Raw genomic sequence first — 23,528 nt, forward strand, 5'->3', positions numbered from 1 at the left:
GGGCTGCGGTTCAGGTCCTGGGGGCGGGTTGACCCGGACCTGGCCGGGCCACTACAATTCCGCTTCTGTCCGCCCCGATGCGGGCAGGTTTGACCACAATAACAACAGAGGAATGCCTGGTCATGTACGCAGTTCTGGTAACCGGCGGTAAGCAGTACCGCGTGGCGCAGGGTGAGAAGCTCCGCGTCGAGAAGCTCGAGGCCGAAGCCGGCTCCGAGATCAAGTTCGACAACATCCTGCTGCTGGGCGACAGCGACGGGATCAAGGTCGGTGACGCCCTCAAGGGCGCGAGCGTGACCGCCAAGGTCGTGGCCCATGGCCGCGCCGACAAGGTCCGCATCATCAAGTTCCGCCGCCGCAAGCACCACATGAAGCGGCAGGGCCACCGCCAGCACTACACCGAAATCGAAATCACCGGCATCGCCGGCTAATCAGTAAGGAGAATCCGTCATGGCACACAAAAAGGGCGTAGGCTCCTCGCGCAACGGCCGCGATTCCAACCCGAAGTACCTGGGCGTGAAGATCTTCGGCGGCCAGGCCGTCGAGGCCGGCAACATCATCGTCCGCCAGCGTGGCACCCAGTTCCATCCGGGCGCCGGCGTCGGCCTGGGCCGCGACCACACCCTGTTCGCGCTGGTCGACGGCAAGGTCGAGTTCTCGACCAAGGGTCCGGCCAAGCGCCGCACCGTCAGCGTCGTCGCTGAAGCCTGATTGCTGGCCGCGCCTGGCGCGGCCGGATCGCACGGCAGGCCCCGCTTAGGCGGGGCTTTCCGTTTCTGGGGTACCCGAACCGTCCGGCCACCCGCGCGGCGGGCCGGCTAGACTGTGCCCCGTTGCATTCCCCCTCCCGAGTCCCTGTGCCCCATGAAACTGGTCGACGAAGCTGAAATCGAGGTGATCGCCGGCAATGGCGGCAATGGTTGCGTCGGTTTCCGGCGCGAGAAGTTCATCCCGCTGGGCGGGCCGGACGGCGGCGACGGCGGCAACGGCGGCAGCGTCTGGCTGGTTGCCGACGAGAACCTGAACACCCTGGTCGACTTCCGCCACGAGCGCCGCTTCCGCGCCCAGCGCGGCGAGAACGGCATGGGCCGGCAGATGTATGGCAAGGGTGGCGAGGACCTGTTCATCACCGTCCCGGTCGGGACCGTGGTGACCAACGTCGAGACCGACGAGGTCATCGGCGACCTGACTCGCCATGGCGACCGCCTGCTGGTGGCCCGTGGCGGCAAGGGCGGCCTGGGCAACATGCATTTCAAGAGCTCGGTCAACCGGGCGCCGCGCCAGGCCACGCCGGGCGAGCCGGGCGAGCAGCGCACGCTGAAGCTGGAGCTGAAGCTGCTGGCCGACGTCGGCCTGCTGGGCTTTCCCAATGCCGGCAAGAGCACCTTCGTGCGCGCCGTCTCGGCGGCGACCCCGAAGGTGGCCGACTACCCGTTCACCACCCTCTACCCGAACCTGGGCGTGGTCAGCGTCGAGGCCCACCGCAGCTTCGTGATCGCCGACACCCCCGGCCTGATCGAGGGCGCCGCCGACGGCGCCGGGCTGGGCGCGCAGTTCCTGCGCCACCTGCAGCGCACCCGCCTGTTGCTGCACCTGGTCGACATCGCGCCGATGGAGGGCTACGAGGGCGTGGAGGTCATGTCCCCGGTCGACCAGGTGCGCGCGATCGAGCGCGAGCTGGAGCGGCACGATCCGGAGCTGCTGGCCAAGCCGCGCTGGCTGGTGTTGAACAAGGCCGACCTGATGTTCGAGGACGAGGCCCGCGAACGTGCGGAGGCCATCGTCGCCGAGCTGGGCTGGACCCAGCCCTGGTTCCTGGTCTCGGCCCTGGGCCGCGAGGGCACCTGGCCGATCATGCAGCAGGTGATGGGCTTCCTGGACCGGCAGCGCCAGGCCGAAGCCGAGGCCGATGAAGATGCATCGGCCTGAGTCTGGATTTCGCGCAACGAAAAACCCGGCCGAAGCCGGGTTTTTCGTATGCCTGGCTGGCGCGGAAGGGCCGGCGCGCGCTGCGCGGCCCGCCCTCCGCCAGGGATCAGGCGGCGGCCTTGATGGCCTTGATGCGCGCGGTCAGGCGGCTCTTGTGACGGGCAGCCTTGTTCTTGTGGATCAGGCCGCGGGCGCTGAAGCGGTCCAGCAGCGGCTGGGCGATGGCGAAGGCGGCCTCGGCGCCGGCGGCGTCGTTGGCGTCCAGGGCCTTGAGGACCTTCTTGACGGCGGTGCGGAGCTGCGAGCGCTGGGCGGTGTTGCGCGCGTTGCGCACGACCGTCTGCTTGGCGCGCTTCTTGGCGGACTTGATGTTGGCCACGGCGGTGGATTCCTGAAAAACGGGTACGAAAACGGTATGGTGGAGTACAGCGAACGCGAAATTATGGTTTATTCAAGGGCTTGGGTCAACCGTTGTGGTCGGCCCGCCGTAGACGGCCCGGAGGCCGGTCGATGAGCGGCTCCCGCCTGTTGCGTTCCGCGTCACTGTTCAGCTCCCTGACCTTCGTCTCCCGGGTATCGGGCCTGGTCCGCGACCAGGTCTACGCCATCGTCTTCGGCGCCAGTCCGGCGATGGACGCCTTCATCGCCGCGTTCCGCATCCCCAATTTCATGCGACGGCTCTCGGCCGAGGGCTCGTTCTCGATGGCCTTCGTGCCGGTGCTGGCCGAGTACAAGGAGAAGTACGGCGCCGACGCGGTCCGTGCCCTGGTCGACCGCGTGACCGGTGCCCTGCTGGCCGCCCTGCTGGTGCTGGTGGCCGCGGTCCTGCTGTTCGCGCCCTGGGTGGGGCGGCTGCTGGTCCCGGGATTCGTCGAGGAGCCGGAGACCTACGCGCTGTTCGTGGAGATGCTGCGCATCACCTTCCCGTACGCGCTGTTCATCTCCCTGGCCTCGCTGGCCGGCGGCATCCTCAATACCTGGCAGCGCTTCGCGGTGCCCGCGGTCTCGCCAGTGCTGCTGAACCTGGCCCTGATCGCCGCGGCCGTGGTCGGCGGGCACTGGCTGGGCGGTTCGGTGAAGGTGCTGGCCTGGGGCGTGCTGGGCGCCGGCGTCCTGCAGCTGGCCTTCCACCTGCCGGCGCTGGCGAAGCTGGGCCTGCTGCCGCGCCCGCGCCTGGACCTGGCCCACGCCGGCGTACGCCGGATCATGACCCTGATGGTGCCGACCCTGTTCGGCTCCTCCGTGGTCCAGTTCAACCTGCTGATCAACACCCAGCTGGCCTCGCTGCTGGTCGGGGGCAGCATGACCTGGCTTTACTACAGCGACCGCCTGCTGGAGTTTCCGCTGGGCATGTTCGGCGTGGCGATCGGCACGGTGATCCTGCCGCACCTGTCCTCGCGCCACGCCAGCGCCGACCCGGACGGCTTCTCGCGCGGCCTGGACTGGGGTTTCCGCCTGAGCGTGCTGATCGGCGTGCCGGCCACCCTGGGCCTGGTGCTGTGCGCCCAGCCGCTGGTGGCTACCCTGTTCCAGTACGGCCAGTTTGACGAGGTCGACGCGCGCATGAGCGCGCTGAGCCTGGTCACCCAGTCCCTGGCGGTGCCGGCGTTCCTGCTGGTGAAAGTGCTGGCCCCGGCCTTCTATTCGCGCCAGGACACCCGCTCCCCGGTGCGCGCGGCGGTGTTCGCGGTGCTGGTCAATGTCGCCAGCACCCTGCTGTTCTTCGGTGTCCTGCTGTATGCCACCGATACCGGCCGCCAGGCCCTGGCGGCGGCCGGCGGCAATCCGGTCGCGGCCCTGGGGCAGATCCGGGGCGCCCACGCCCTGCTGGCGCTGGCGGTGGCGGTGGCCGGCTGGACCAATGCCTTGCAGCTGGCGTGGATGCTGCGCAGGGCCGGGGTCTACCGCCGCCAGCCGGGCTGGGGCCGCCTGCTGTTGCAGGTGGGAGCCGGCTCGCTGGCGCTGGTCGTGGTGGCGGGCGGGTTGGCCTGGCTGTGGCCGGACTGGTCGGCCTGGGCCTGGTGGGAGCGGGCCTGGCGCCTGGCGCTGATGGTCGGCGCCGGCGCGGCGTCCTACGGCGCGGCGCTGGTCGCCCTGGGGCTGCGTCCGCGCGACCTGCGCGGGTAGGGCGGGGCGATATGCGGGGCTTTGGCTGGCGTCGGCCGCTATACTTGCAGGCTCGGCCCCGGGCCGGCGCCTGCTGGCGCCGCGGGGCGTCCCAGGTCATTCCAAGCAGATGAGCAGGCTGTTCCGTGACGTCGATGGCGGGTCGCTGGGCCCGCGCGGCAGCGTGGTCTGCATCGGCGCCTTCGACGGCCTCCACCTCGGCCACCGGGCGCTGGTGCGGCATGCCGTCGCGCGCGCCCATGCGCTGGACGCGGCCGCGGTCGCGCTTAGCTTCGAACCGCTGCCGCGCGAGTTCTTCGCCCGCGCCAACCCGCCGCCGCGGTTGACCCTGCCGCGCGACCGCATCCGCATGCTGCTCGGCCACGGCCTGGACCACCTGGGCCTGCTGCGCTTCAACGCCGAGCTGGCGGCGATGCCGGCCGAGGACTTCGTGCGCCGCGTGCTGGCCGGCCGGCTGGGCGCGCGCGAGGTCTGGATCGGCCCGGACTTCCGCTTCGGCCACCGCCGCGGCGGCGACCTGGCCCTGCTGCAGGCGATGGGCGCCGAACTGGGCTTCCAGGCCGCCGCCATCGATCCGGTCCACGTGCATGGCGAGCGCGTCTCCAGCACCCGCATCCGCGAGGCCCTGGTCGCCGGCGACTTCGGCCGCGTCGGCTCGCTGCTGGGGCGGCCGTACGCGATCGGCGGGCGCGTGGGGCGCGGCCGCCGGCTGGGCCGCGCCCTGGGCTTCCCGACCGCGAACCTGCGGTTCCCGAAGGCGCCGGCGCTGTCCGGCATCTACGCGACCTGGGTGCACGGCGTGGCCGCGCAGCCGTGGCCGTCGGTGTCCAGCTTCGGCACCCGGCCTACGGTCGAGGGCGTGGAACCACTGCTGGAAGCACACCTGTTCGACTTCGCCGGCGACCTCTATGGCCGCCACATCGAGGTCGAATTCGTCGCCAAGCTGCGCGACGAGGAGAAATTCCCCGACCTGCCGGCCCTGACCGCGCAGATGCAGCGCGACGCCGAGCAGGCGCGCGCCATCCTTTCCGAATCCGAACGACTGCGAGCCACGGCGTGAGCCAGGACTACAAAGCTACCCTCCACCTGCCCGCCACCGACTTCCCCATGCGTGGCGACCTGCCGCGCCGCGAGCCCGACATCCTCGCGCGCTGGGAATCCGAAGGCCTCTACGAGAAGCTGCGCGCGCACGCCAAGGGCCGCCCGCTGTTCGTGCTGCACGACGGCCCGCCGTACGCCAACGGTGCGATCCACCTCGGCCACGCGGTCAACAAGATCCTCAAGGACATCATCGTCAAGTCGCGCCACCTGGCCGGCTTCGACGCGCCGTACATCCCGGGCTGGGACTGCCACGGCCTGCCGATCGAGATCGCGATCGAGAAGAAGTACGGCAAGGTCGGCGTCAAGCTGGACGCGACCGAGTTCCGGCAGAAGTGCCGCGAATACGCGCAGTCGCAGATCGAGATCCAGCGCAAGGACTTCAAGCGCCTGGGCGTGATCGGCGACTGGGACAACCCGTACCAGAGCCTGGACTTCCGCTTCGAGGCCAACGAGATCCGCGCCCTGGCCAAGGTCGTCGACAACGGCCACCTGACCCGCGGCGTGAAGCCGGTGCACTGGTGCTTCGACTGCGGCTCGGCACTGGCCGAGGCGGAGATCGAGTACCAGGACAAGGTCTCCCCGGCGATCGACGTGGCCTACCTGGCCCGCGATCCGCAGGCGGTGGCGCGCGCCTTCGGCGTCGAACTGCCGGAAGGCGTGGACGTGGCGGTGCCGATCTGGACCACCACGCCATGGACCCTGCCGGCCTCGCTGGCGGTTTCGCTGGGCCCGGACCTGGAATACGCCCTGGTCGAAGGGCCGGAACAGGGGGGGCGCCGCCGCTGGCTGGTGCTGGCCGACGCGCTGGCCGAGCGCGCGCTGCAGCGCTACGGCGTGGCCGGCGTGACCGTGCACGGCCGTGCGGCCGGCGCGGCGCTGGAGCACCAGCTGCTGGCGCACCCGTTCTATGCCGGGCGCGACATCCCGGTGATCCTCGGCGGCCACGTGTCGGCCGAGGACGGTACCGGCGCGGTCCACACCGCGCCCGGCCACGGCCAGGACGACTACGTGGTTGGCAAGGCCTACGGCCTGATCGAGAAGTACACCGCGGCCCAGCTCAATCCGGTCGACGGCCGCGGCGTGTACCTGCCGTCCACCCCGGCGGCCAACGGCGTGGAGCTGGCCGGCCAGCACATCTGGAAGGCCAACGACGTCATCGTCGAGGTGCTGCGCGAGGCCGGCGTGCTGCTGGCCGCGAGCAAGCTCGAGCACAGCTATCCGCACTGCTGGCGCCACAAGACGCCGATCGCGTTCCGCGCCACCCCGCAGTGGTTCATCTCGATGGAGCAGGCCAACCTGCGCGCCGATGCGCTGGCCGCCATCGACACGGTCAGGTGGTACCCGGAATGGGGCAAGGCCCGCATCGCCGGCATGGTCGAGGGCCGCCCGGACTGGACGATCTCGCGCCAGCGCACCTGGGGCGTGCCGATCGCGCTGTTCGTGCACCGCGAGACCGGCGAGCCGCATCCGCGCAGCAGCGAGCTGATGCGCCAGGTGGCCGACCGGGTGGAGCAGGGCGGCATCGACGTGTGGTACTCGCTGGATGCCGCCGAGCTGCTGGGCGAGGAGGCCGGCGACTACGAGAAGATCACCGACATCCTCGACGTCTGGTTCGACTCCGGCGTGACCCACGAGACGGTGCTGCTGGAGCGCGGCCTGGGCAAGCCGGCCGACCTGTACCTTGAAGGTTCGGACCAGCACCGCGGCTGGTTCCAGTCCTCGCTGCTGACGGGCGTGGCGATCGACAAGGCCGCGCCGTACAAGCAGTGCCTCACCCACGGGTTCACCGTGGACGAGCACGGCCGCAAGATGTCCAAGTCGCTGGGCAACGGCATCGAGCCGCAGGACATCATGAAGACCCTGGGCGCGGACATCCTGCGCCTGTGGATCGCCTCGGCCGACTACTCCAACGAGATGTCGCTGTCGCAGGAGATCCTCAAGCGCAACGCCGACGCCTACCGCCGCATCCGCAACACCGCGCGCTTCCTGCTGGCCAACCTGCACGGCTTCGAGCCGGCGCGCGACCTGCGTCCGCTGGAGGACATGGTCGCGCTGGACCGCTGGATCGTGCATCGCGCCTGGGAAGTGCAGGAGAAGATCAAGGCCGCCTACGAACGCTACGACTTCGCCGGCATCGTGCAGGCGCTGCTGAACTTCTGCTCGGTTGACCTGGGCTCGCTGTACCTGGACGTGACCAAGGACCGCCTGTACACCATGGGCGAGGACTCGCGCGGCCGCCGCAGCGCGCAGAGCGCGATGTACCGCATCGCCGAGGCCTTCGTGCGCTGGATCGCGCCGGTGCTGAGCTTCACCGCCGACGAGCTGTGGGGCTACCTGCCCAAGGACACCGGCGACGGCCAGCGCGAGGAGAACGTGCTGTTCGCCACCTGGTACGAGGGCCTGGCCCCGCTGCCGGCGGATGCCGAGCTGGGCGCGGCCGATTTCGAGCGCCTGCTGGCCCTGCGCGAGCAGGTGGCCAAGGTGCTGGAGCCGATGCGCGCCAACGGCCAGATCGGCGCCGCGCTGGAAGCCGAGATCACCGTGACCGCCGGCGCCGAGACCGCGGCCCACCTGCAGCCGCTGGCGGAGGAGCTGCGCTTCCTGTTCATCAGCGGCGACGTCACCGTGGTGCCGGCGCAGACCGACGACATCTTCGTGACCGCCCAGCCCACCACCAAGCCCAAGTGCGTGCGCTGCTGGCACTACCGCGCCGACGTCGGCACCCATCCGGAGCATCCGGAGGCCGGCGGCCGCTGCGTGTCCAACATCGAAGGCCCGGGCGAAGCGCGGAGGTGGTTCTGAGCACGCGTCCCGTTCCGCGCCCGAACGCGCTGCCGTGGCTGCTGCTGTCGGCGGCGGTCATCGTGCTGGACCAGTGGAGCAAGGCCTGGGTGCTGTCCAGCCTGCCCGAGTTCGTTCCGGTGCCGGTGATCGAGGGCTTCTGGAACTGGTACCGCACCTACAACACCGGCGCGGCATTCAGCTTCCTCGCCAATGCCGGCGGCTGGCAGATCGTGTTCTTCAGCGCGCTGGCCTTCGCCATCAGCGGGCTGATGGGCTGGTGGCTGTGGCGCACGCCGCGCGGCGACTGGCGCCAGGCCCTGCCGTACGCGCTGGTGATCGGCGGCGCGCTGGGCAACGTGATCGACCGCCTGGTCCACGGCCACGTGGTCGACTTCATCCAGTGGCACTGGCGCGACTACTACTGGCCGGCGTTCAACATCGCCGACTGCGCGGTGGTCGGCGGCGCGATCGGCATCGGCCTGTTCGGGCTGGTCGGTGCGCGGCCGCGCAAGGCTTCCTGAACCCCGCGGGCCGGCCTGGCGGCCGCCCCGCGCCGAATGTCGGATAATCGCGCCATGGATGTCATCCTCGCCAACCCCCGCGGCTTCTGCGCCGGCGTCGACCGCGCGATCGAGATCGTCAAGCGCGCGATCGAGACCCTGGGCGCGCCGATCTACGTGCGCCACGAGGTCGTGCACAACCGCTTCGTGGTCGACGACCTGCGCGCCCGCGGCGCGATCTTCGTCGAGGAGCTGGACGAGGTTCCCGACGGCAACACGGTGATCTTCAGCGCCCACGGCGTGTCCAAGGACGTGCGCAACGAGGCCGCGCGCCGCGGGCTGAAGGTGTTCGACGCCACCTGCCCGCTGGTGACCAAGGTGCACCTGGAAGTGGCCCGCCACTGCCGCGCCGGCCGCGACGTGGTCCTGATCGGCCATGCCGGCCACCCGGAGGTCGAGGGCACGATGGGGCAGTGGGAAGCCCAGTCCGGCGGCGGCAGCATCTACCTGGTCGAAGGCGTGGCCGACGTGGCGACCCTGCAGGTGCGCCAGCCCGACAACCTGTTCTACACCACCCAGACCACGCTCTCGGTGGACGACACCCGCGGCATCATCGAGGCGCTGCAGCAGCGGTTCCCGGCGATCCAGGGCCCGAAGAACGACGACATCTGCTACGCCACCCAGAACCGGCAGGACGCCGTGCGCGAGCTGGCCCAGCGCTGCGACCTGGTGCTGGTGGTCGGCTCGCCGAACAGCTCCAACTCCAACCGCCTGGCCGAGCTGGCCCGGCGCGAGGGCGTGGAGTCGTACCTGATCGACGGCGCCCACGAGATCGACCCGGCCTGGATTGCGGGCAAGCAGCGCATCGGCCTCACCGCCGGTGCGTCGGCGCCGCAGGTGCTGGTGGACGGCGTGATCGCGCGCCTGCGCGAGCTCGGCGCCAGCGGCGTGTCCGAGCTGGACGGCGAGCCGGAGAACATGGTCTTCGCCCTGCCCAAGGAACTGCGCCTGCGCCTGGTCGACTGACTGGCGCGATGGCACCGGGCCGCGGCCACGCCGCGGCCACGACACCCGGCTTCAAAGCATGCGGATGCGCAGCTCGCGCAGCCGGCGCAGCACCTCGAACAGCAGGTCGCTGCGGGTACCGCCGGCCTGGCGCGGCGTGGCCACGTAGCAGGTGGCGTTGAACAGCAGCCGGTTGCGCTCGTCCACGCCGTCGAGGGTGACGCCCGGCGCCGGTGCGTCGAGCACGCCGGGATGGCCGCGCATCACCTCCAGCAGCAGGCTGCGCACCAGCTCAGCGTCGGTGGACAGCGGCATCGGCAGCACGATCTTCACCAGGCCCTCGGCGTTGGCGTAGGTGCGGTTGCGCACCGCCTTGGTGATCAGCTCGGAATTGGGTACGAGCACCGTGGTGCGGTCGCCGGTCTGGATCTCGGTGGCGCGCACGTTGATCCGGCGGATGTCGCCCTCGGCATCGCCCACGACCACCCAGTCGCCGACCTTCACCGGGCGTTCGGCCAGCAGGATCAGGCCGGAGATGAAGTTCTGCACGATCGCCTGCAGGCCGAAGCCGATGCCCACCGACAGCGCGCTGGCGATCCACGCGATCCGCTCCAGGCCAACCCCGATGGCCGCCAGCGCCATCGCGATCGCCAGCACCATGCCCGCGTAGCCGACCAGGGTGGCGACCGAGGCGCGCATGCCCTCGTCCATGCGCGTGGTCGGCAGCAGGCGCCGCTCCAGCCAGCGCCGGAACAGGTGCAGCAGCAGGCTTGCCACGGCGAACACCGCCAGGGCGCGGACGATGTTGCCCGGGCTCAGCACCAGTTCGCCGATGGTGATGCCGCGCAGCAACTGCATGGTGCGATCCACCAGGTCGGTGCCGCCGGCGCCCCAGGGCATCGCCAGTGCGATCAGCGCGAACAGCGCCACGCCCGCGCGCAGCGCCACCGACAGCAGCACGGCGACCCGGTCGACCAGGTGCGGGGCGATGCCGAAGCGGGTGTTCATGCGCTTGCCGGCCGCACCACGCGAGGTGAGCACCGCGCACACCAGGTCGTCGATGAAACGCATCGCCAGCCATGCAGCGGCGGCGACCATCACCGCCCAGATCATCTGCATGCCGACGAAGGCCGACAGCGCCACGTAGCCGGTGAGCAGGCCGAGCAGGGCGATGCCGTTGCCGACCCAGCCCAGGCTCACCGCCGCGTTCATCCACGGACGGAAGTGGCCTTGCGGCGTGTCGGCGTCCTGCGCCAGCGGCTGCAGGCGCTGGATCCGCATCAGCACCACCAGCACCAGCGTCGCGCACAGCGCCGCCGAGAGGCCGGTGAAGGCGACCGCCAGGTCCAGGCTGGTGCGCGCCAGGGTCACGATCTCCTGGCCCAGGCTGGCCAGCGCGACCAGCAGCGCCGCCGGCAGCGGGAAGATCCGCAGCGCCCGCGCACCGGCATCGGAGATCGCCGGCAGCCGCCACGAAGGCCGGCTGACGCTCAGCAGGGCACGGCCCAGCGAGGTCGCCACCGCCACGAACACGCCCAGCGCCACGACCCGGCTGGCGATTGCGGCGACCGCGGCCGGCGGGTTGTCCGGCAGCAGGGCGCCGCGCAGCAGCTGCATTACGCACAGCGAGGCGACCAGCGCCAGCACCACCCGCAGCATGGCCGGGGCCGAGCGCCGCAGGCGGCCCGCGGGCACCCGGGTGGCGGCCATGCCGGTGAGGCGCAGCCGCAGCAGCCAGGAGCCGGCAAGCACCAGCCCGGCCACCGCCAGGCTCAACAGCGGCTGGATCCCGGCTTCCTTCCAGTGGGAGAGGCTGGCATCGCGGGTCTGCTGCCACAGCCGCTCCAGGCGACTGCTGTCGCGTGGTGCGCTGGCCGCCAGCTGGCGCCAGAAGGCCGGGCGCCACGGCGGGGTGGTGCGTTCCGAGAGCAGTCCGAAGAAGCGTTGCTGGCGCATGGCCGCGATCCGCTCCAGCAGCTGGCTGCCTTCGACCACCGCAAGCCGCGCCTGGCGCAGCTCCGCATCGACCGCCGCGCGCTGGTCCTGCAGCGTGCGCCGCTCGCGCGACACGTCACGGGCTTCGGCCTGTCCGTCGGCGACCTCGCCCAGCTCGGCCAGGCGCGCGTCCAGGCTCTGCAGCTCGGGCGAGCGGCTGTCGATCAGTGCCTGGGCCTCGGCCTGGATGCCCATCACCGTCTCGCGGGCCTTTGCCAGCGCCGCGTCGTCCCTGTAGCGCTCCAGCTGCGCGGAGATGGTCTCCAGCTGGCGCCGCCCCTTGTCCACGTCCGGGTCCTCGCACAGCGCCGGAAGCGCGACGAACAACAGGCACAGCAGCAGGAACGGGCGCAGCAGGAAGGAGGTCCGGCGCATGGAGGAAAAGGGAGCCATGGAAGGCGGTTACGTTAGCACCGCGCCTGCGATGGCTGGGCCCCTGGCACCGCGAGCCCGGCCGTCCGGTGGGGCACAATCCGGTTTCCAACGGAGGGGGACGGATGGAGCTTCGGAAGCGTTACCTGGGGGCAATGCTGGGGCTGGCCTGCGGCGACGCGGTGGGCACGACGGTGGAATTCCAGCCGCGCGGCAGTTTCGAGCCGGTAACCGACATGGTCGGTGGTGGCGCCTTCGAACTCGAGCCGGGGCAGTGGACCGACGACACCTCGATGGCCCTGTGCCTGGCCGAGAGCCTGGTCGAGTGCGATGGTTTCGACATGCGCGACCAGCTGCAGCGCTATACCCGCTGGTGGAAGGAGGGTTACCTGAGTCCGACCGGCGAGTGCTTCGACATCGGCACGATCACCGCGGGGGCGCTGTACTTCCACGAACGCAATGGCGACCTCATCGCCGACAGCAACGATCCGATGATGGCCGGGAACGGCTCGATCATGCGCCTGGCACCGGTGGTGCTGTGGTTTGCCCCGGACGTGCCGGCAGCCATGGAGCACGCGGCCCTCAGCTCGAAGACCACCCACGCCGCCGACGAGGCGGTGGACTGCTGCCGCCTGCTGGCACGGGCGATCTGCAACGTCCTGGCAGGACAGGGCCGGGACGGGCTGCTGGAAGGCGCGGCGGAGGACGCATACGTGCCGCGCGTGGCGGAAATCGCCAATGGAGCTTTCCTCCAGCATGGCCGCGACCAGGTGCAGGGCACCGGCTACTGCATCGAGTCCCTGAAGGCGGCGCTGTGGTGCGTCCACCAGGCGTCGAGCTTCGAGGAGACGGTGCTGCTGGCCGCCAACCTGGGCGATGACGCCGATACCACCGCCGCCATCGCCGGGCAGGTGGCAGGCGCCCTGTATGGCGAGGACGGGATTCCCGCGCATTGGCTCGAACGCCTGAGCATGCGCGGCTACATCAGCGAGCTGGCAGCGCGCATCCACGCCCACGCGGCAGCTGCCGCCTGAGCCGTTTCCTCCCAGCCGACCCCGCGTTCACCGCGTCCGGTCGATGCTGGATGCAGGCAACGGGAGCAGGAAGTGGCGGAGAAGACCGAATCCGGCGACAGCCAGGCGCGGACGATCTGGACCGTGGGCCACTCGACCCGCGACTGGGACGCGTTCCTCGAGCTGCTGCGCGCGCACGACATCGGTGCGATCGCCGACGTGCGCCGCTATCCGGGCTCGCGCCGCTATCCGTGGTTCGCCAGCGAGGCGCTGGCGGAAGGGCTGCCGCAGGCCGGGATCGCCTACCGCTGGCTGCCCCAGCTGGGCGGACGCCGCCAGCCGCAGGCCGATTCGCCCAATGGCGCCTGGCGCAACGCCGCCTTCCAGGGCTACGCCGACCATATGACCAGCGCGGAATTCGCGGACGGGCTGGCCCAGGCGCTGGACCTGGCGGCCACCACGCGCACGGCCCTGATGTGCGCCGAGGCGGTGTGGTGGCGCTGCCACCGCCGGCTCATCTCGGACCTGCTGCAGCACCGCGGCTGGGAGGTGCTGCACATCGTCGACGCCCGCCAGGCCCAGCCCCATCCCGGGAATCCCGATGCCCGTGCCCAAGGGGAGGACCTCGTCTACCCGCCGCGGCAGGCGGGGCTGTTCTGACGGAGCCGGTCGCGCGGTCAGGAACAGCGGGCTTGCCGCTCAAAGCAGCTCCGGCGTGGTCCGGCCGCAGTTGTAGCAGCGGCGGTAGTCGGCCAGGCGCTGGCCGAAGGCGACCCGGCCCTGGTGCACGAAGCCGGTTGGGCCGGCGCAGCTGCGGCAGAACGGGCCCTTGCCCGCTTCCCAGCGCCTGAGCCGCAGCACGAACAGCACCGACCACGCCGCCGCGGCGATCCAGCCGGCAATGAAGATCCAGTCCGCCATGGTCTTGAAGGTCCCGCCGCTGCCCGCGTCGTCCAGCGTCCGCGCCAGCAGGGCCAGGGTCGTGGCCCCGGTCATCAGGAAGGCGGCCGGCCACAGCCCGCGAATGGCGATCGTTCCCCAGTGCATCGCTTGTCTCCCCCGCTGATGTCCGGGGCGGGAAGATGGCGCAGGCCAGTCGCACGGGACGAGACGGCTGCCGGGGCAGGGCCTTGCCGGGCCCCGCCGCTGGCCTGCGCGGCGCCGGACCGGTTAGGATCGCGCCCCCGGCCGCGCCAGCGTCCGGCATGCCGGAATAGCTCAGTTGGTAGAGCGGCGCATTCGTAATGCGTAGGTCGCAGGTTCGACTCCTGTTTCCGGCACCAATCCCGAACGCCCGGCCCTGTGCCGGGCGTTCGTCTTTCCGGGCTCCGGAAGGCCGCGCGTCTCAGCCGGCGCGATGCGCGGCGGGTATCCTGCCGGCCTCCTGGATGAACGGACGACGGATGGCCATGGCGAAGACGACGGGCAAGGCGCGCACCGCCTACGTCTGCGGCGAATGCGGTGCCGAGTACAGCAAGTGGCAGGGCCAGTGCGGCGAATGCAGCGCCTGGAACTCGCTGTCGCAGGTGGTGCTGGAACCTGCCTCGGGCCCCAGCGCGGCCACGCCGGCGGCGCGGCGCAGCGGCTGGGCCGGCAAGGTCGATCCGCCGAAGGTCACCGCGCTGAAGGACGTCAGCCAGGCCGCCGAGGTGCGCGTGTCGACCGGGATCGGCGAGCTGGACCGGGTGCTGGGCGGCGGCCTGGTCGAGGGCGCGGTGGTGCTGGTCGGCGGCGATCCGGGCATCGGCAAGTCCACCCTGCTGCTGCAGGCGGTGGCGAAGATGGCCGCGCAGCTGCCGGCGCTGTACGTCACCGGCGAGGAGTCGCTGGCCCAGGTGGCCGGGCGCGCGGTGCGCCTGGGCCTGCCGCTGGGCAACCTGCAGGCGCTGGCCGAGACCGGGGTCGAGTCGATCCTGCACCACGCCGCCGAAGCGAAGCCGCGCCTGATCGTGGCCGACTCGGTGCAGACCCTGTGGACCGATACCCTCACCGCCGCGCCCGGCTCGGTCAGCCAGGTGCGCGAGAGCGCCGCGCGCCTGGTGCGCTATGCCAAGGAGACCGGCACCGCGGTGTTCCTGGTCGGCCACGTCACCAAGGAAGGCGGCATTGCCGGCCCGCGCGTGCTCGAGCACATGGTCGACGCGGTGCTGTACTTCGAGGGCGAGAGCGGCAGCCGTTTCCGCGTGCTGCGCGCGTTCAAGAACCGCTTCGGCGCGGTCAACGAACTGGGCGTGTTCGCCATGGGCGAGAAGGGCCTGAAGGAAGTGCCCAATCCGTCGGCGATCTTCCTCTCCGGCAGTGCGCGCCAGCCCGGCAGCTGCGTGATGGTGACCCGCGAGGGCACGCGTCCGCTGCTGGTGGAGGTGCAGGCGCTGGTGGATTCCTCGCCGCTGTCCAACCCGCGCCGGGTCGCGGTGGGCCTGGAGCAGAACCGCCTGGCCATGCTGCTGGCGGTGCTGCACCGGCATGGCGGCGTGGCGGTCGGCGACCAGGACGTGTTCGTCAACGTGGTCGGCGGCATCCGCGTGCAGGAAACCGCGGCCGACCTGCCGGTGCTGCTGGCGGTGCTGTCCTCGCTGCGCGACCAGCCGCTGCCGGACAAGACCATCGCCTTCGGCGAGGTGGGCCTGTCCGGCGAGATCCGGCCGGTACCCAATGGCGAGGAGCGCCTGCGCGAGGCGGCCACGCACGGTTTCAGGCGGGCGATCGTGCCCAAGGCCAACGCGCCGCGTGGCGGCACGAAGTACAAGGACCTGGAAGTGATCGCGGTCGAGCGCCTGCCCGACGCGCTGGAGCACGCCTGAGGGCAGGCGCCGTCGTCTGGGGCCCGGTCAGTCGTCCTGGCCGGGACGCGGGAGTGCCGGCCGTGCGTCCGTGGCATCGCCGTTCCCTGGGCGCGGCGCGGGGGCGACCAGCAGCAGCCTGCCGTCGCGCAGGGTGGCACCACCGGCCCGGGGTGCCCCGCCTTCGGCCACGGCATTGGCAGCCAGCGCGTTGCCGGCCTCATCCGAGAGCACCAGGTAGTCGCCGTCTTCCCGCAGGTCGCCGCCATCGATCAGCGCCTGCACCTGCTCCGGATCCAGCCCGACGCGCAGATGGCCGGCGGCGCCCGCGTCCAGCGTCAGCAACCTTCCGGGCGGTGCCGACGTCCCGCCAGGGGCGGCCTCGTCCTCGTCGTCGGAACGCGGATCGGCCACGACCAGGGGCGGTGGCGCCGGACCAGCATCAGGGGCCGCTGGCGCCAGCCCCGTCTGCTCCACCAGCGAATCCATGCGGTCGTGGCCGGCCATGAAGTCCTCGTTGCCGATGTCCAGCGTGGACGTCACCAGGTTGCCCACGTCGACCCGTGCGCCGGGCGCGAACAGCACGCCCGCGGGATTGACCAGGTACACGTGGCCGTTGCCATGCAGCTGCCCCGCGAGCTGCGAGGCCGCACCCCCGACGACGCGGTTGAGCACCACCGAGCTGGCCGACGGCTGGACGAAGTCGACGCGGGCGTCGGCGCCGATGTCGAAGCTGCGCCACTCGATGATCGCCCGCTGGCTGTGCTGGGTGACGGTGAGCGCGCGTTCGCCGCGCGCCATCCCGGCCCTTCCGGCCACCACGCGGCCGTCTTCCGGCAGCGCGTCGCGCGGGGGCGCGGCCACTGCACCGGTCGACATCGCCAGCGCGGCGGCCAACGCCATGGCACGGCGCACCGGTGCGGGCATTGCGGGGTGGCTTCGCATGCTGGACCTCATGGTGGCGGGACGATCAGGGCCGGAAGCGCTGGCGCAGGTTGAACCATAGTTGCGGTCCTCGGCCGGTGCCATCCTGGTTGTCACCGTCCAGGCCGCCGGGGTTGTTGCCCACGGGAACGCCCACGGCCAGGTTCGCGGTGAACCCGCGCCTGTTCCAGCGCAGGCCGAGGCCGGCTGCAGACAGCCCGTAGTGGTTGTCGGGCATGTAGCCCCACGGATCCTGGCGCTGGCGGATGATGCCGTGGTCGGCGAACAGGTAGGCATCCAGTTCGCCATCGCCCCCGGTCCCCAGCAGGCGGTGCAGCTCCAGCTGCAGCACGGCGCCGCTGTCGCCGGCCGCCTCGTTGACCGGGTAGCCGCGCACCCCGGCCGGGCCGCCCAGGACGAACTGCAGCGAGGAGTCGAGGTTGCCGTTGGCGCGCTGTCCATTGAGCCGCGCGCGCAGGTACCAGTCCGGTCCCAGCCAGCGATCGTGGCGCAGCTCCAGCCGGGCCATCGAATAGCGGCCATGCACGGCGGCGGCGGGGTCGAATTCCAGCCAGGCCTCCTCCAGCCGCGCCCGTCCGCGCACGAAGTCGGCGATCCAGGCGGTGTGCCCGCCGCCATGGCCACCATGCACCGCGTCGCCGAACAGGCTCAGGGTCAGGTCCTGCAGGCGGCGCAGGCGCAGGTCCTCGCCGAGGCTCGCGTCCTCCTGGCGGCGCCGCGTCCAGGCCAGTTCCATCTCGACATTGGCCGAGCCACTGCGCAGCAGCGGGTAGCCCAGCCCGGCGCGATGCAGGCGCGAGGCGCCGCGCGCGTCGAGCTCCTCGAACTCCTTGCCGAGGCGGTAGTGCAGGCTGGTGTAGCCGAGGCTGCCGCGCAGCCCGCTGGTGCCCAGCGGCAGGGTGTAGCTGGTGCCGGCGTACTCGAGTTCCTCGCCGCGCATGAGGGTGGCCCCGAGCTGGTCGCCGTAGCCGCTGGGGTTGTCCAGGGTAAGCCGGGCAATGGCCTGGGCGCGGCCGGTGTAACGGCTGCCGTCGTTGCCGACCGCGATGCTGCCGCCGAACAGCGGCCCGTCGTCCACCTGCAACACCAGGTCGCTGGTGCCCGGCTGCTCGCCGGGGCGCAGCACGCCGTCCACGTAGACGCCCGGCAGGTCGTTGGCCAGCAGCAGGCCGCGCTCCAGCCGGGGCAACGGGTACGGCTCCCCGGCGCGCAGGCCACGGCCGACCATCCGGGCGATGAAGTCGCCACGGGCGCGGCGGTCGTCTTCGAGCACGCCCAGGCGACCGAAGCGTCCTTCCAGCACCCGCACGGTGACCGTGCCCTCGGTGATGTCCTGCTCGGGCAGGTCGGCGCGGGCGAACCAGCCATGCGCGCGGTAGGCTGCGACGATCCGGCGCAGGGCGGCCTGCAGGTCGGCGAAGTGCAGCGGGCGGCCGCGCCACGGGGCGAGCGCCTCGTGCAGGGTGTCCTCCGGCAGCAGGGTCACGCCCTCGAGGCGGAAGTGGTGGACCTCGAACTGCGGCCCGGCCCCGGCGGGGTCCGCGGACGTGGCCGCTGCCGGCGGCGGAGGCGGCGGCGCTGCGAGGGCCCGTTCGGCCTGGCGCTGGACCTGGCCTGCGTCAGGTGGCGGCGCGGGCGCGCCGGCCGCGGGCAGGGCCACGGCGGCGGCCAGGGCAAGCCAGGCCGCGCGCGGCAGCGCGAACCTGCGACCTTGCGGTCGGATCGGGTGCCTCGCCAGTGCGCGCATTGGCGTTCAAGGCCTGCCGAGCACGAGTTCCAGCACGAACTTGCTGCCGAAGAAGGCCAGCAGCAACAGCACCATCGCCGTCAGGGTCCAGCGCACCGCGCGCACGCCACGCCAGCCGTAGCGCCAGCGACCCAGCAGCAGGCCGCCGAACACCAGCCACGACAGCATGCTCAGCACGCTCTTGTGCACCAGGTGCTGGGACAGGAAATCCTCGACGAACAGCACGCCGGTCAGCAGGGTCAGGCTGAGCAGCGCGAAGCCGGCGCCGATGGTGCGGAACAGCAGCGATTCAAGCTCGGTCAGCGGCGGCAGCGAGCGCAGCCAGGCGCTGAAGGTGCGCCGGCGCAGGGCGCGTTCCTGGACCCGCAGCATCAAAGCCAGCAGGGCGGCGATGGCCAGGGTCGCGTAGGCCAGCAGGGCCAGCCACGCATGCAGCTGCAGGCGCCAGCCCAGCACGGTCGAGGTGGTGTGTCCGTGCAGGTGGTAGGCGACCAGCAGCACCGCCGCCAGCGGGAAGGCGACCACGCCGAGCGCGGCCATGCGTCCGCGCGCGCCCACCAGCATGGTCATGCCGGCCATGCCCAGGCCGACCAGGGAAAGGGCGGAGAAGAAGTGCATGTCCGGTCCGCCCGGCGTGCGCCAGGCCACGACCAGGTGGTAGGCGGCATGCAGCAGCACCGCCGGCAGCGCGGCCGCCAGCCAGCCGCGGCCGGGCTGGAGACGGTCCTGGCCCATGGCCCGGAAGAGCAGGGCCGCGGCGGCCAGGTAGGCGAGTGCGGCAATGAGAACGATTGTCATCGCGTGAGTGTCGCATAGCGCCGCGGCGGACCGGAATGCCATGGGTCACGCCGGAGCGGCCGGTCGTCGATCCACCGCGCGCGGCGGCCATCGCCGCTGCCGCGGCGGGGGGCCGGCCCGGCTTGCGCCGGGCGTCGAGGGCCGGACCATCCAGTGGTCAGTGGTCTCCGCCGACCGGCCGCGGCCCCTTGGCCGTGAACGGGGGGCGCGCGAACCAGACCAGCGCGATCACCGCCAGGAAGATGATGCCCAGCAGGTGGAAGATCTCGTTGAAGCCGATCTGCGCGGCCTGCTGGCCGATCTCCTGGTTGAGCATCAGCGCGCCGCGGGTGAGGTCGCCCTGGCCGAGCCGGGTCGCCAGCTGGCGCACGCCCTCGTCGGTCGCGGGCAGGTGCTCGGTCAGGCGCGCGTGGTGGATGGTCGTGCGCTGGTTCCAGGCCCAGGTAGTCAGGGAGGCGGCGAAGCTGCCGCCCAGGGTGCGCACGAAGGTGGCCAGGCCGGAGCCGGCGGCGATCTCGTGCGGCTCCAGGTCCGACAGCAGGATGGTCAGCACCGGCATGAAGAACAGCGCCACGCCGATGCCCTGCACCAGCTGGATCATCGCCACGCGCTGGAAGTCCACGTCCAGGTTGAAGCCGGCGCGCATGAAGCTGGTGGTGGCCATCGCCACGAAGGCGAGGCTGGCCAGCATGCGCAGGTCGAAGCGGGTGGCGTACTTGCCCACGAACGGCGTCAGCAGCACCGGCAGGATGCCGATCGGCGCGGGGGCGAAGCCGGCCCAGATCGCGGTGTAGCCCATGTTCCGCTGCAGCCACAGCGGCACCATCAGGCCGATGGCGAAGAACGCGGCGTAGGCCGTGACCATCGCCACCGTGCCGGCGGCGAAATTGCGGTGGCGGAACAGGCGCAGGTTGACGATCGGATCCTTCTCGGTGAGCTCCCAGGTCACGAACACCGCCAGCGCGACCACCGCGATGATGGTCAGGACCACGATCTCGGTGGACTGGAACCAGTCCTTCTCGTTGCCCAGGTCCAGCATGATCTGCAGCGCGCCCACGCCCAGCACCAGGGTGGCCAGGCCGATGTAGTCCATCTTCGGCTTCTCGGTGCGCTCCGGCCGGCCCTTCATCTGCGAGCTCACCACCCAGGCCGCGAACAGGCCGATGGGCACGTTGATGAAGAAGATCCACTCCCAGCTGTAGTTGTCGGTGATCCAGCCGCCGAGGATGGGGCCGGCGATCGGCGCGACCACCGTGACCATCGCCAGCAGCGCGATCGCCTGGCCGCGTTTGGCCGGTGGATAGATCGACAGCAGCAGCGCCTGGGTCACCGGGTACATCGGGCCGCAGACGAAGCCCTGCAGCGCGCGCGAGACCACCAGCATGCCCATGCTCTGCGAGATGCCGCACAGCAGCGAGGCGACGACGAAGGCCAGGGTGGCCCACTGGAACAGCCGCACCTCGCCGAAGCGGCGGCTGAGGAAGCCGGTCAGCGGCAGGGCGATGGCGTTGCTGACCGCGAACGAGGTGATCACCCAGGTCGCCTGGTTGGCGCTGGCGCCGAGGTTGCCGGAGATGGTCGGCAGCGAGACGTTGGCGATCGTGGTGTCCAGCACCTGCATGAACGATGCAAGCGCCAGGCCCAGCGTGGCCAGGGCCACGCTGGGTGGACGGAACGGCTGGGCCGCGGCGGCCGCGCTGGGCGCGGCGCCGGATCCCGGGGCGGTTGCTGCAGTGGAGGACATGGGGGGAGGTCGTCCGCTCAGCCGCGCGCGCGCGGCAGGTTCTGCTCGACGATCCGGGCGATCAGCGCGTTGGCCTCGTCCAGCTGCCGGCGGTAGACGGCGGTGGCGAAGCGCGGTTCGGCGGCCTTGCGCGACTGCGCCAGCACCTGGCCGCTGTCGTCACTGACATCGACGTCGACGTGCATGCTCAGGCCCACGCGCAGCGGATGGGTGGCCAGCTGCTGCGGATCCAGCTCGATCCGCACCGGCACGCGCTGCACGATCTTGATCCAGTTGCCCGAGGCGTTCTGCGCCGGCAGCAGCGAGAACGCGCTGCCGGTGCCGAGGCCGAGGCTGGCGACCTTGCCCTGGTAGCGGACGCTGCCGCCGTACAGGTCGGCCCTGACCTCGACCGGCTGGCCGATGCGCATGCGCCCCAGCTGGGTTTCCTTGAAGTTGGCCTCTACCCACATCTGCTCCAGGGGCACCACGGTCATCAGCGTGGCGCCGGGCTGGACGCGCTGGCCCAGCTGCACCTGGCGCCTAGCGACATAGCCGGACACCGGGGCGACGATGGCGGTGCGCTGCAGCTCCAGGTAGGCCTGGCGCAGCTGCGAGGCGGCCGCCTGCACCTGCGGCTGCTCCTGCACGGTGGTGGCGTCGACCAGGGCGCGGCTGCGCTGCAGGTTGCCCTGGGCGGTGCCCAGCGCGGCCTCGGCGGCGGCGAGCACGTCGCGGGCGTGGGCCAGCTCCTCGCGCGATATCGCGCCGCTGGCGACCAGGCCTTCGCGGCGCTTCACGTCGGCGCGCGCCTGCTCGACCGCGACCTGGCGCGCGCGCAGTTCGGCCTGGGCGGCGTCGGCGCTGCTGAAGTAGCCGCGCACCTGGCGCACGGTCGCGGCCAGGTTGGCCACGGCCTGGTCGTAGGCGACCTGGGCGTCGTTCGGATCCAGCTGCACCAGCACCTGGCCGGCCTCGACGCGGTCGCCGTCGTCGACCTCGATGCCGACCACGGTGCCGGCGGTCTGGGGCACCAGGCTCACCACGTTGCCCTGGGCATAGGCGTCGTCAGTGTCCTCGTGCCAGCGCGCGTACACCAGGTACCAGGCCAGCCAGGCGGCGCCGGCCAGCACCAGGACCGACAGCAGGATCTTCAGGGCGCGCGTGCGCTTGCCGTTGCCGGCCGGCGCGGTTGCTTGCGGATTGGTTTCGGTGGTCATGGGCGTTGGCGGGGGTCAGGAATTCGGAAGGGAGGTGGTGGCCGGCGCGTCGAACGACAGGCCGCCGCCGAGGGCGCGGTCGAGGTCGACCGTGGCCAGGTAGCGTTGCGCGCGCAGCGCGGCCAGCTGCTGTTCGACCTGCAGCAGCGGTCGCTGTGCGGCCAGCACGTCGAGCTGGGTGCCGATGCCGGCGGCGTAGCGCGTCTCGGCCAGCTGCAGCGCGGCCTCGGCCGAGGCCCGGGCCTCCTGCAGCGAGCATTCCTGCGCGTCCAGCGAACGGATGGCCTGGACCGCGTCGGTGACCTCGTGCAGGGCCTCGACCACGCCCTGGTTGTAGCCGGCCACGGCCAGGTCGTAGTCGGCGTCGCGCGCGTCCAGCTGGTTGCGGCGCGCGCCGCCATCGAAGATCGGCAGGCTGATCGCCGGGCCACCGAAGCCGAGCACGGCATCGCTGTCGAACAGGTCGGAGAAGCCGGTGGCCGCCAGGCCGACCAGGCCGCTGAGATCGATGGCGGGCCTGAACATGGCCTTCGCCGACCTGATGCCCTGCGCGGCGGCCTCGACCCGCCAGCGCGCGGCGACCACGTCGGGGCGGCGGCCCAGCAGTTCGCTGGGCAGCACGCCCGGCAGCGCGGGGGCGGGGGCCTGCAGCAGCCGCGGGCGGGCGATGTCCAGGCCGCGGTCGGGACCCTTGCCCAGCAGGGCGGCGAGGGTGTTGCGCAGGGCGTCGATCTGCTGCTGCGCGGCCTCGACCTGGGCCTTGGCCGTGGCGATGGCGGTCTCGGCATTGCGCAGCGCCAGCGCCCCGTCGATGCCCGCATCCACGCGCTGGCGGCCCAGCTGCAGCAGGTGCTCGCTGCGTTGCTGCTCGCGCAGGGCCAGGTCCTGTGTCTCGAAGGCCTGGGCCAGGGCGATGTAGGCACGCGTCACGTCGGCCGCCAGGGCGAGGCGCGCGGCCTGGGCGTCGATCTCGGCGGCGCGGGCCTGGCCCAGCGCGGCCTCGTACTCGGCGCGCTTGCCGCCCCACACGTCCAGCGGCCAGTCGAAGTTGAGCATCAGCACGGCGTTGTGCATCAGCTCGCCGCCCAGTTCGTCGCCGGCCAGGCCCCTGGGCAGCTGGGCGACCGCGTACTGGGCGCTGCCGGCGACGACCGGCTTGCGCGCCGCGTCGGCCAGCCCGGCCTGGGCGCGTGCCTTGCGCAGGCGCGCCTCGGCAGCGGCCAGCGAAGGGGTGCCGTCCAGCGCTTCGGAGACCAGCGCGTCCAGCTGCGGGTCGCCGAAGGCGCGCCACCAGTCCTGGCGGGGGAAGCCGGCTTCGCTGAGCGGCGCGCCGGCGAGGCTGCGGGCCACTTCATGGCTGTCGGCGTCCTGTGGCTGGGCCGCCGGGTCCAGTCCACCGGGGCTGGCGCAACCGGCCAGCGCCAGCGCAAGGAACAACGTGCCTAGGGCCGCCACGGGGCGGCCGGAGAGGGGGCGGGGATGCATC

General features: G+C 71.6%; 20 protein-coding genes and 1 tRNA gene. 12 read left to right on the top strand and 9 right to left on the bottom strand.

Going from position 1 to position 23,528, the window contains the following annotated elements; translation table 11 throughout:
• The first annotated feature begins 122 nt into the window (after positions 1 to 122).
• The 3 genes from rplU to cgtA all read left to right on the top strand — a co-directional run bounded on the left by rplU (position 123) and on the right by cgtA (position 1,929).
• Positions 123 to 431, top strand: a complete 309-nt coding sequence (rplU, locus tag CSC68_RS13695; protein ID WP_162204173.1) for a 50S ribosomal protein L21 — start codon at positions 123 to 125, stop codon at positions 429 to 431.
• Positions 432 to 450: 19 nt separating this feature from the next.
• Positions 451 to 711 (top strand): 50S ribosomal protein L27, encoded by a 261-nt coding sequence (gene rpmA, locus CSC68_RS13700; RefSeq protein ID WP_162204174.1) that lies wholly within the window; start codon positions 451 to 453, stop codon positions 709 to 711.
• Positions 712 to 864: 153 nt separating this feature from the next.
• Positions 865 to 1,929, top strand: coding sequence for an Obg family GTPase CgtA (gene cgtA / locus CSC68_RS13705; RefSeq protein ID WP_162204175.1), 1,065 nt, complete (start codon positions 865 to 867; stop codon positions 1,927 to 1,929).
• Between the two features lie 106 nt (positions 1,930 to 2,035).
• Here the strand turns inward: cgtA and rpsT are convergent, their stop codons facing one another.
• Positions 2,036 to 2,308 carry a 30S ribosomal protein S20 gene (rpsT, locus tag CSC68_RS13710; RefSeq protein ID WP_019398868.1) on the bottom strand — a complete coding sequence of 91 codons (273 nt, stop codon included), beginning with the start codon at positions 2,306 to 2,308 and terminating at the stop codon, positions 2,036 to 2,038.
• 131 nt (positions 2,309 to 2,439) lie between these two features.
• Between rpsT and murJ the strand changes: the two genes are divergently transcribed.
• From murJ to ispH, 5 genes are all read left to right on the top strand, one after another.
• On the top strand, positions 2,440 to 4,056 hold the full coding sequence (murJ, locus tag CSC68_RS13715; RefSeq protein WP_162204176.1) for a murein biosynthesis integral membrane protein MurJ: 1,617 nt from the start codon (positions 2,440 to 2,442) through the stop codon (positions 4,054 to 4,056).
• Positions 4,057 to 4,165: 109 nt separating this feature from the next.
• Positions 4,166 to 5,116 (top strand): bifunctional riboflavin kinase/FAD synthetase, encoded by a 951-nt coding sequence (locus tag CSC68_RS13720; RefSeq protein WP_162204177.1) that lies wholly within the window; start codon positions 4,166 to 4,168, stop codon positions 5,114 to 5,116.
• Positions 5,113 to 7,959 carry an isoleucine--tRNA ligase gene (gene ileS, locus CSC68_RS13725; protein ID WP_162204178.1) on the top strand — a complete coding sequence of 949 codons (2,847 nt, stop codon included), beginning with the start codon at positions 5,113 to 5,115 and terminating at the stop codon, positions 7,957 to 7,959. Before CSC68_RS13720 ends, ileS begins: the two co-directional genes overlap by 4 nt.
• Positions 7,956 to 8,462: a signal peptidase II gene (gene lspA, locus CSC68_RS13730; RefSeq protein WP_162204198.1), complete on the top strand. Its 507-nt coding sequence runs from the start codon at positions 7,956 to 7,958 to the stop codon at positions 8,460 to 8,462. The genes ileS and lspA overlap by 4 nt, the downstream gene beginning before the upstream one ends.
• Positions 8,463 to 8,516: 54 nt before the next feature.
• Entirely contained in the window at positions 8,517 to 9,467 is a 951-nt protein-coding gene (gene ispH / locus CSC68_RS13735) for a 4-hydroxy-3-methylbut-2-enyl diphosphate reductase (protein ID WP_162204179.1), read from the top strand.
• Positions 9,468 to 9,518: 51 nt separating this feature from the next.
• Here the strand turns inward: ispH and CSC68_RS13740 are convergent, their stop codons facing one another.
• The gene (locus tag CSC68_RS13740; RefSeq protein ID WP_162204180.1) at positions 9,519 to 11,816 is read right to left on the bottom strand and encodes a DUF3772 domain-containing protein; all 2,298 of its coding nucleotides are present in this window, start codon (positions 11,814 to 11,816) and stop codon (positions 9,519 to 9,521) included.
• A 122-nt stretch (positions 11,817 to 11,938) separates the two neighbouring features.
• On the opposite strand from CSC68_RS13740, the gene CSC68_RS13745 reads away from it, so the two are divergent.
• Positions 11,939 to 12,847, top strand: a complete 909-nt coding sequence (locus CSC68_RS13745; RefSeq protein WP_162204181.1) for an ADP-ribosylglycohydrolase family protein — start codon at positions 11,939 to 11,941, stop codon at positions 12,845 to 12,847.
• Positions 12,848 to 12,919: 72 nt separating this feature from the next.
• Positions 12,920 to 13,486, top strand: a complete 567-nt coding sequence (locus tag CSC68_RS13750) for a DUF488 domain-containing protein (protein ID WP_162204182.1) — start codon at positions 12,920 to 12,922, stop codon at positions 13,484 to 13,486.
• Between the two features lie 39 nt (positions 13,487 to 13,525).
• On the opposite strand, the gene CSC68_RS13755 is transcribed toward CSC68_RS13750, so the two are convergent.
• A complete protein-coding gene (locus tag CSC68_RS13755) occupies positions 13,526 to 13,873 on the bottom strand; it encodes a hypothetical protein (protein WP_162204183.1) in 348 nt (115 codons plus the stop codon).
• Positions 13,874 to 14,033: 160 nt separating this feature from the next.
• Between CSC68_RS13755 and CSC68_RS13760 the strand changes: the two genes are divergently transcribed.
• Together CSC68_RS13760 and radA are read left to right on the top strand one after the other, a co-directional pair.
• Positions 14,034 to 14,109 (top strand) — tRNA-Thr (locus tag CSC68_RS13760).
• 126 nt (positions 14,110 to 14,235) lie between these two features.
• Entirely contained in the window at positions 14,236 to 15,630 is a 1,395-nt protein-coding gene (radA, locus tag CSC68_RS13765) for a DNA repair protein RadA (protein WP_162204184.1), read from the top strand.
• A 27-nt stretch (positions 15,631 to 15,657) separates the two neighbouring features.
• Here the strand turns inward: radA and CSC68_RS13770 are convergent, their stop codons facing one another.
• The 6 genes from CSC68_RS13770 to CSC68_RS13795 form a co-directional block, all read right to left on the bottom strand.
• Entirely contained in the window at positions 15,658 to 16,554 is an 897-nt protein-coding gene (locus CSC68_RS13770) for a two-partner secretion domain-containing protein (RefSeq protein WP_246193584.1), read from the bottom strand.
• 25 nt (positions 16,555 to 16,579) lie between these two features.
• Positions 16,580 to 18,301: a ShlB/FhaC/HecB family hemolysin secretion/activation protein gene (locus tag CSC68_RS13775; protein ID WP_162204185.1), complete on the bottom strand. Its 1,722-nt coding sequence runs from the start codon at positions 18,299 to 18,301 to the stop codon at positions 16,580 to 16,582.
• 6 nt (positions 18,302 to 18,307) lie between these two features.
• Positions 18,308 to 19,099 carry a cytochrome C assembly family protein gene (locus tag CSC68_RS13780; RefSeq protein ID WP_162204186.1) on the bottom strand — a complete coding sequence of 264 codons (792 nt, stop codon included), beginning with the start codon at positions 19,097 to 19,099 and terminating at the stop codon, positions 18,308 to 18,310.
• A 157-nt stretch (positions 19,100 to 19,256) separates the two neighbouring features.
• A complete protein-coding gene (locus tag CSC68_RS13785) occupies positions 19,257 to 20,843 on the bottom strand; it encodes a DHA2 family efflux MFS transporter permease subunit (RefSeq protein WP_162204187.1) in 1,587 nt (528 codons plus the stop codon).
• A gap of 17 nt (positions 20,844 to 20,860) precedes the next feature.
• Complete coding sequence (locus tag CSC68_RS13790) at positions 20,861 to 22,042, bottom strand: HlyD/EmrA/EmrK family protein (RefSeq protein WP_162204188.1); 1,182 nt, start codon at positions 22,040 to 22,042, stop codon at positions 20,861 to 20,863.
• A gap of 15 nt (positions 22,043 to 22,057) precedes the next feature.
• Positions 22,058 to 23,527, bottom strand: a complete 1,470-nt coding sequence (locus CSC68_RS13795) for an efflux transporter outer membrane subunit (protein WP_162204189.1) — start codon at positions 23,525 to 23,527, stop codon at positions 22,058 to 22,060.
• Between the last annotated feature and the right edge of the window lies 1 nt (position 23,528).

The organism is Pseudoxanthomonas suwonensis (assembly GCF_010093235.1).
GTDB classification, from domain to species: Bacteria; Pseudomonadota; Gammaproteobacteria; order Xanthomonadales; family Xanthomonadaceae; genus Pseudoxanthomonas; species Pseudoxanthomonas suwonensis.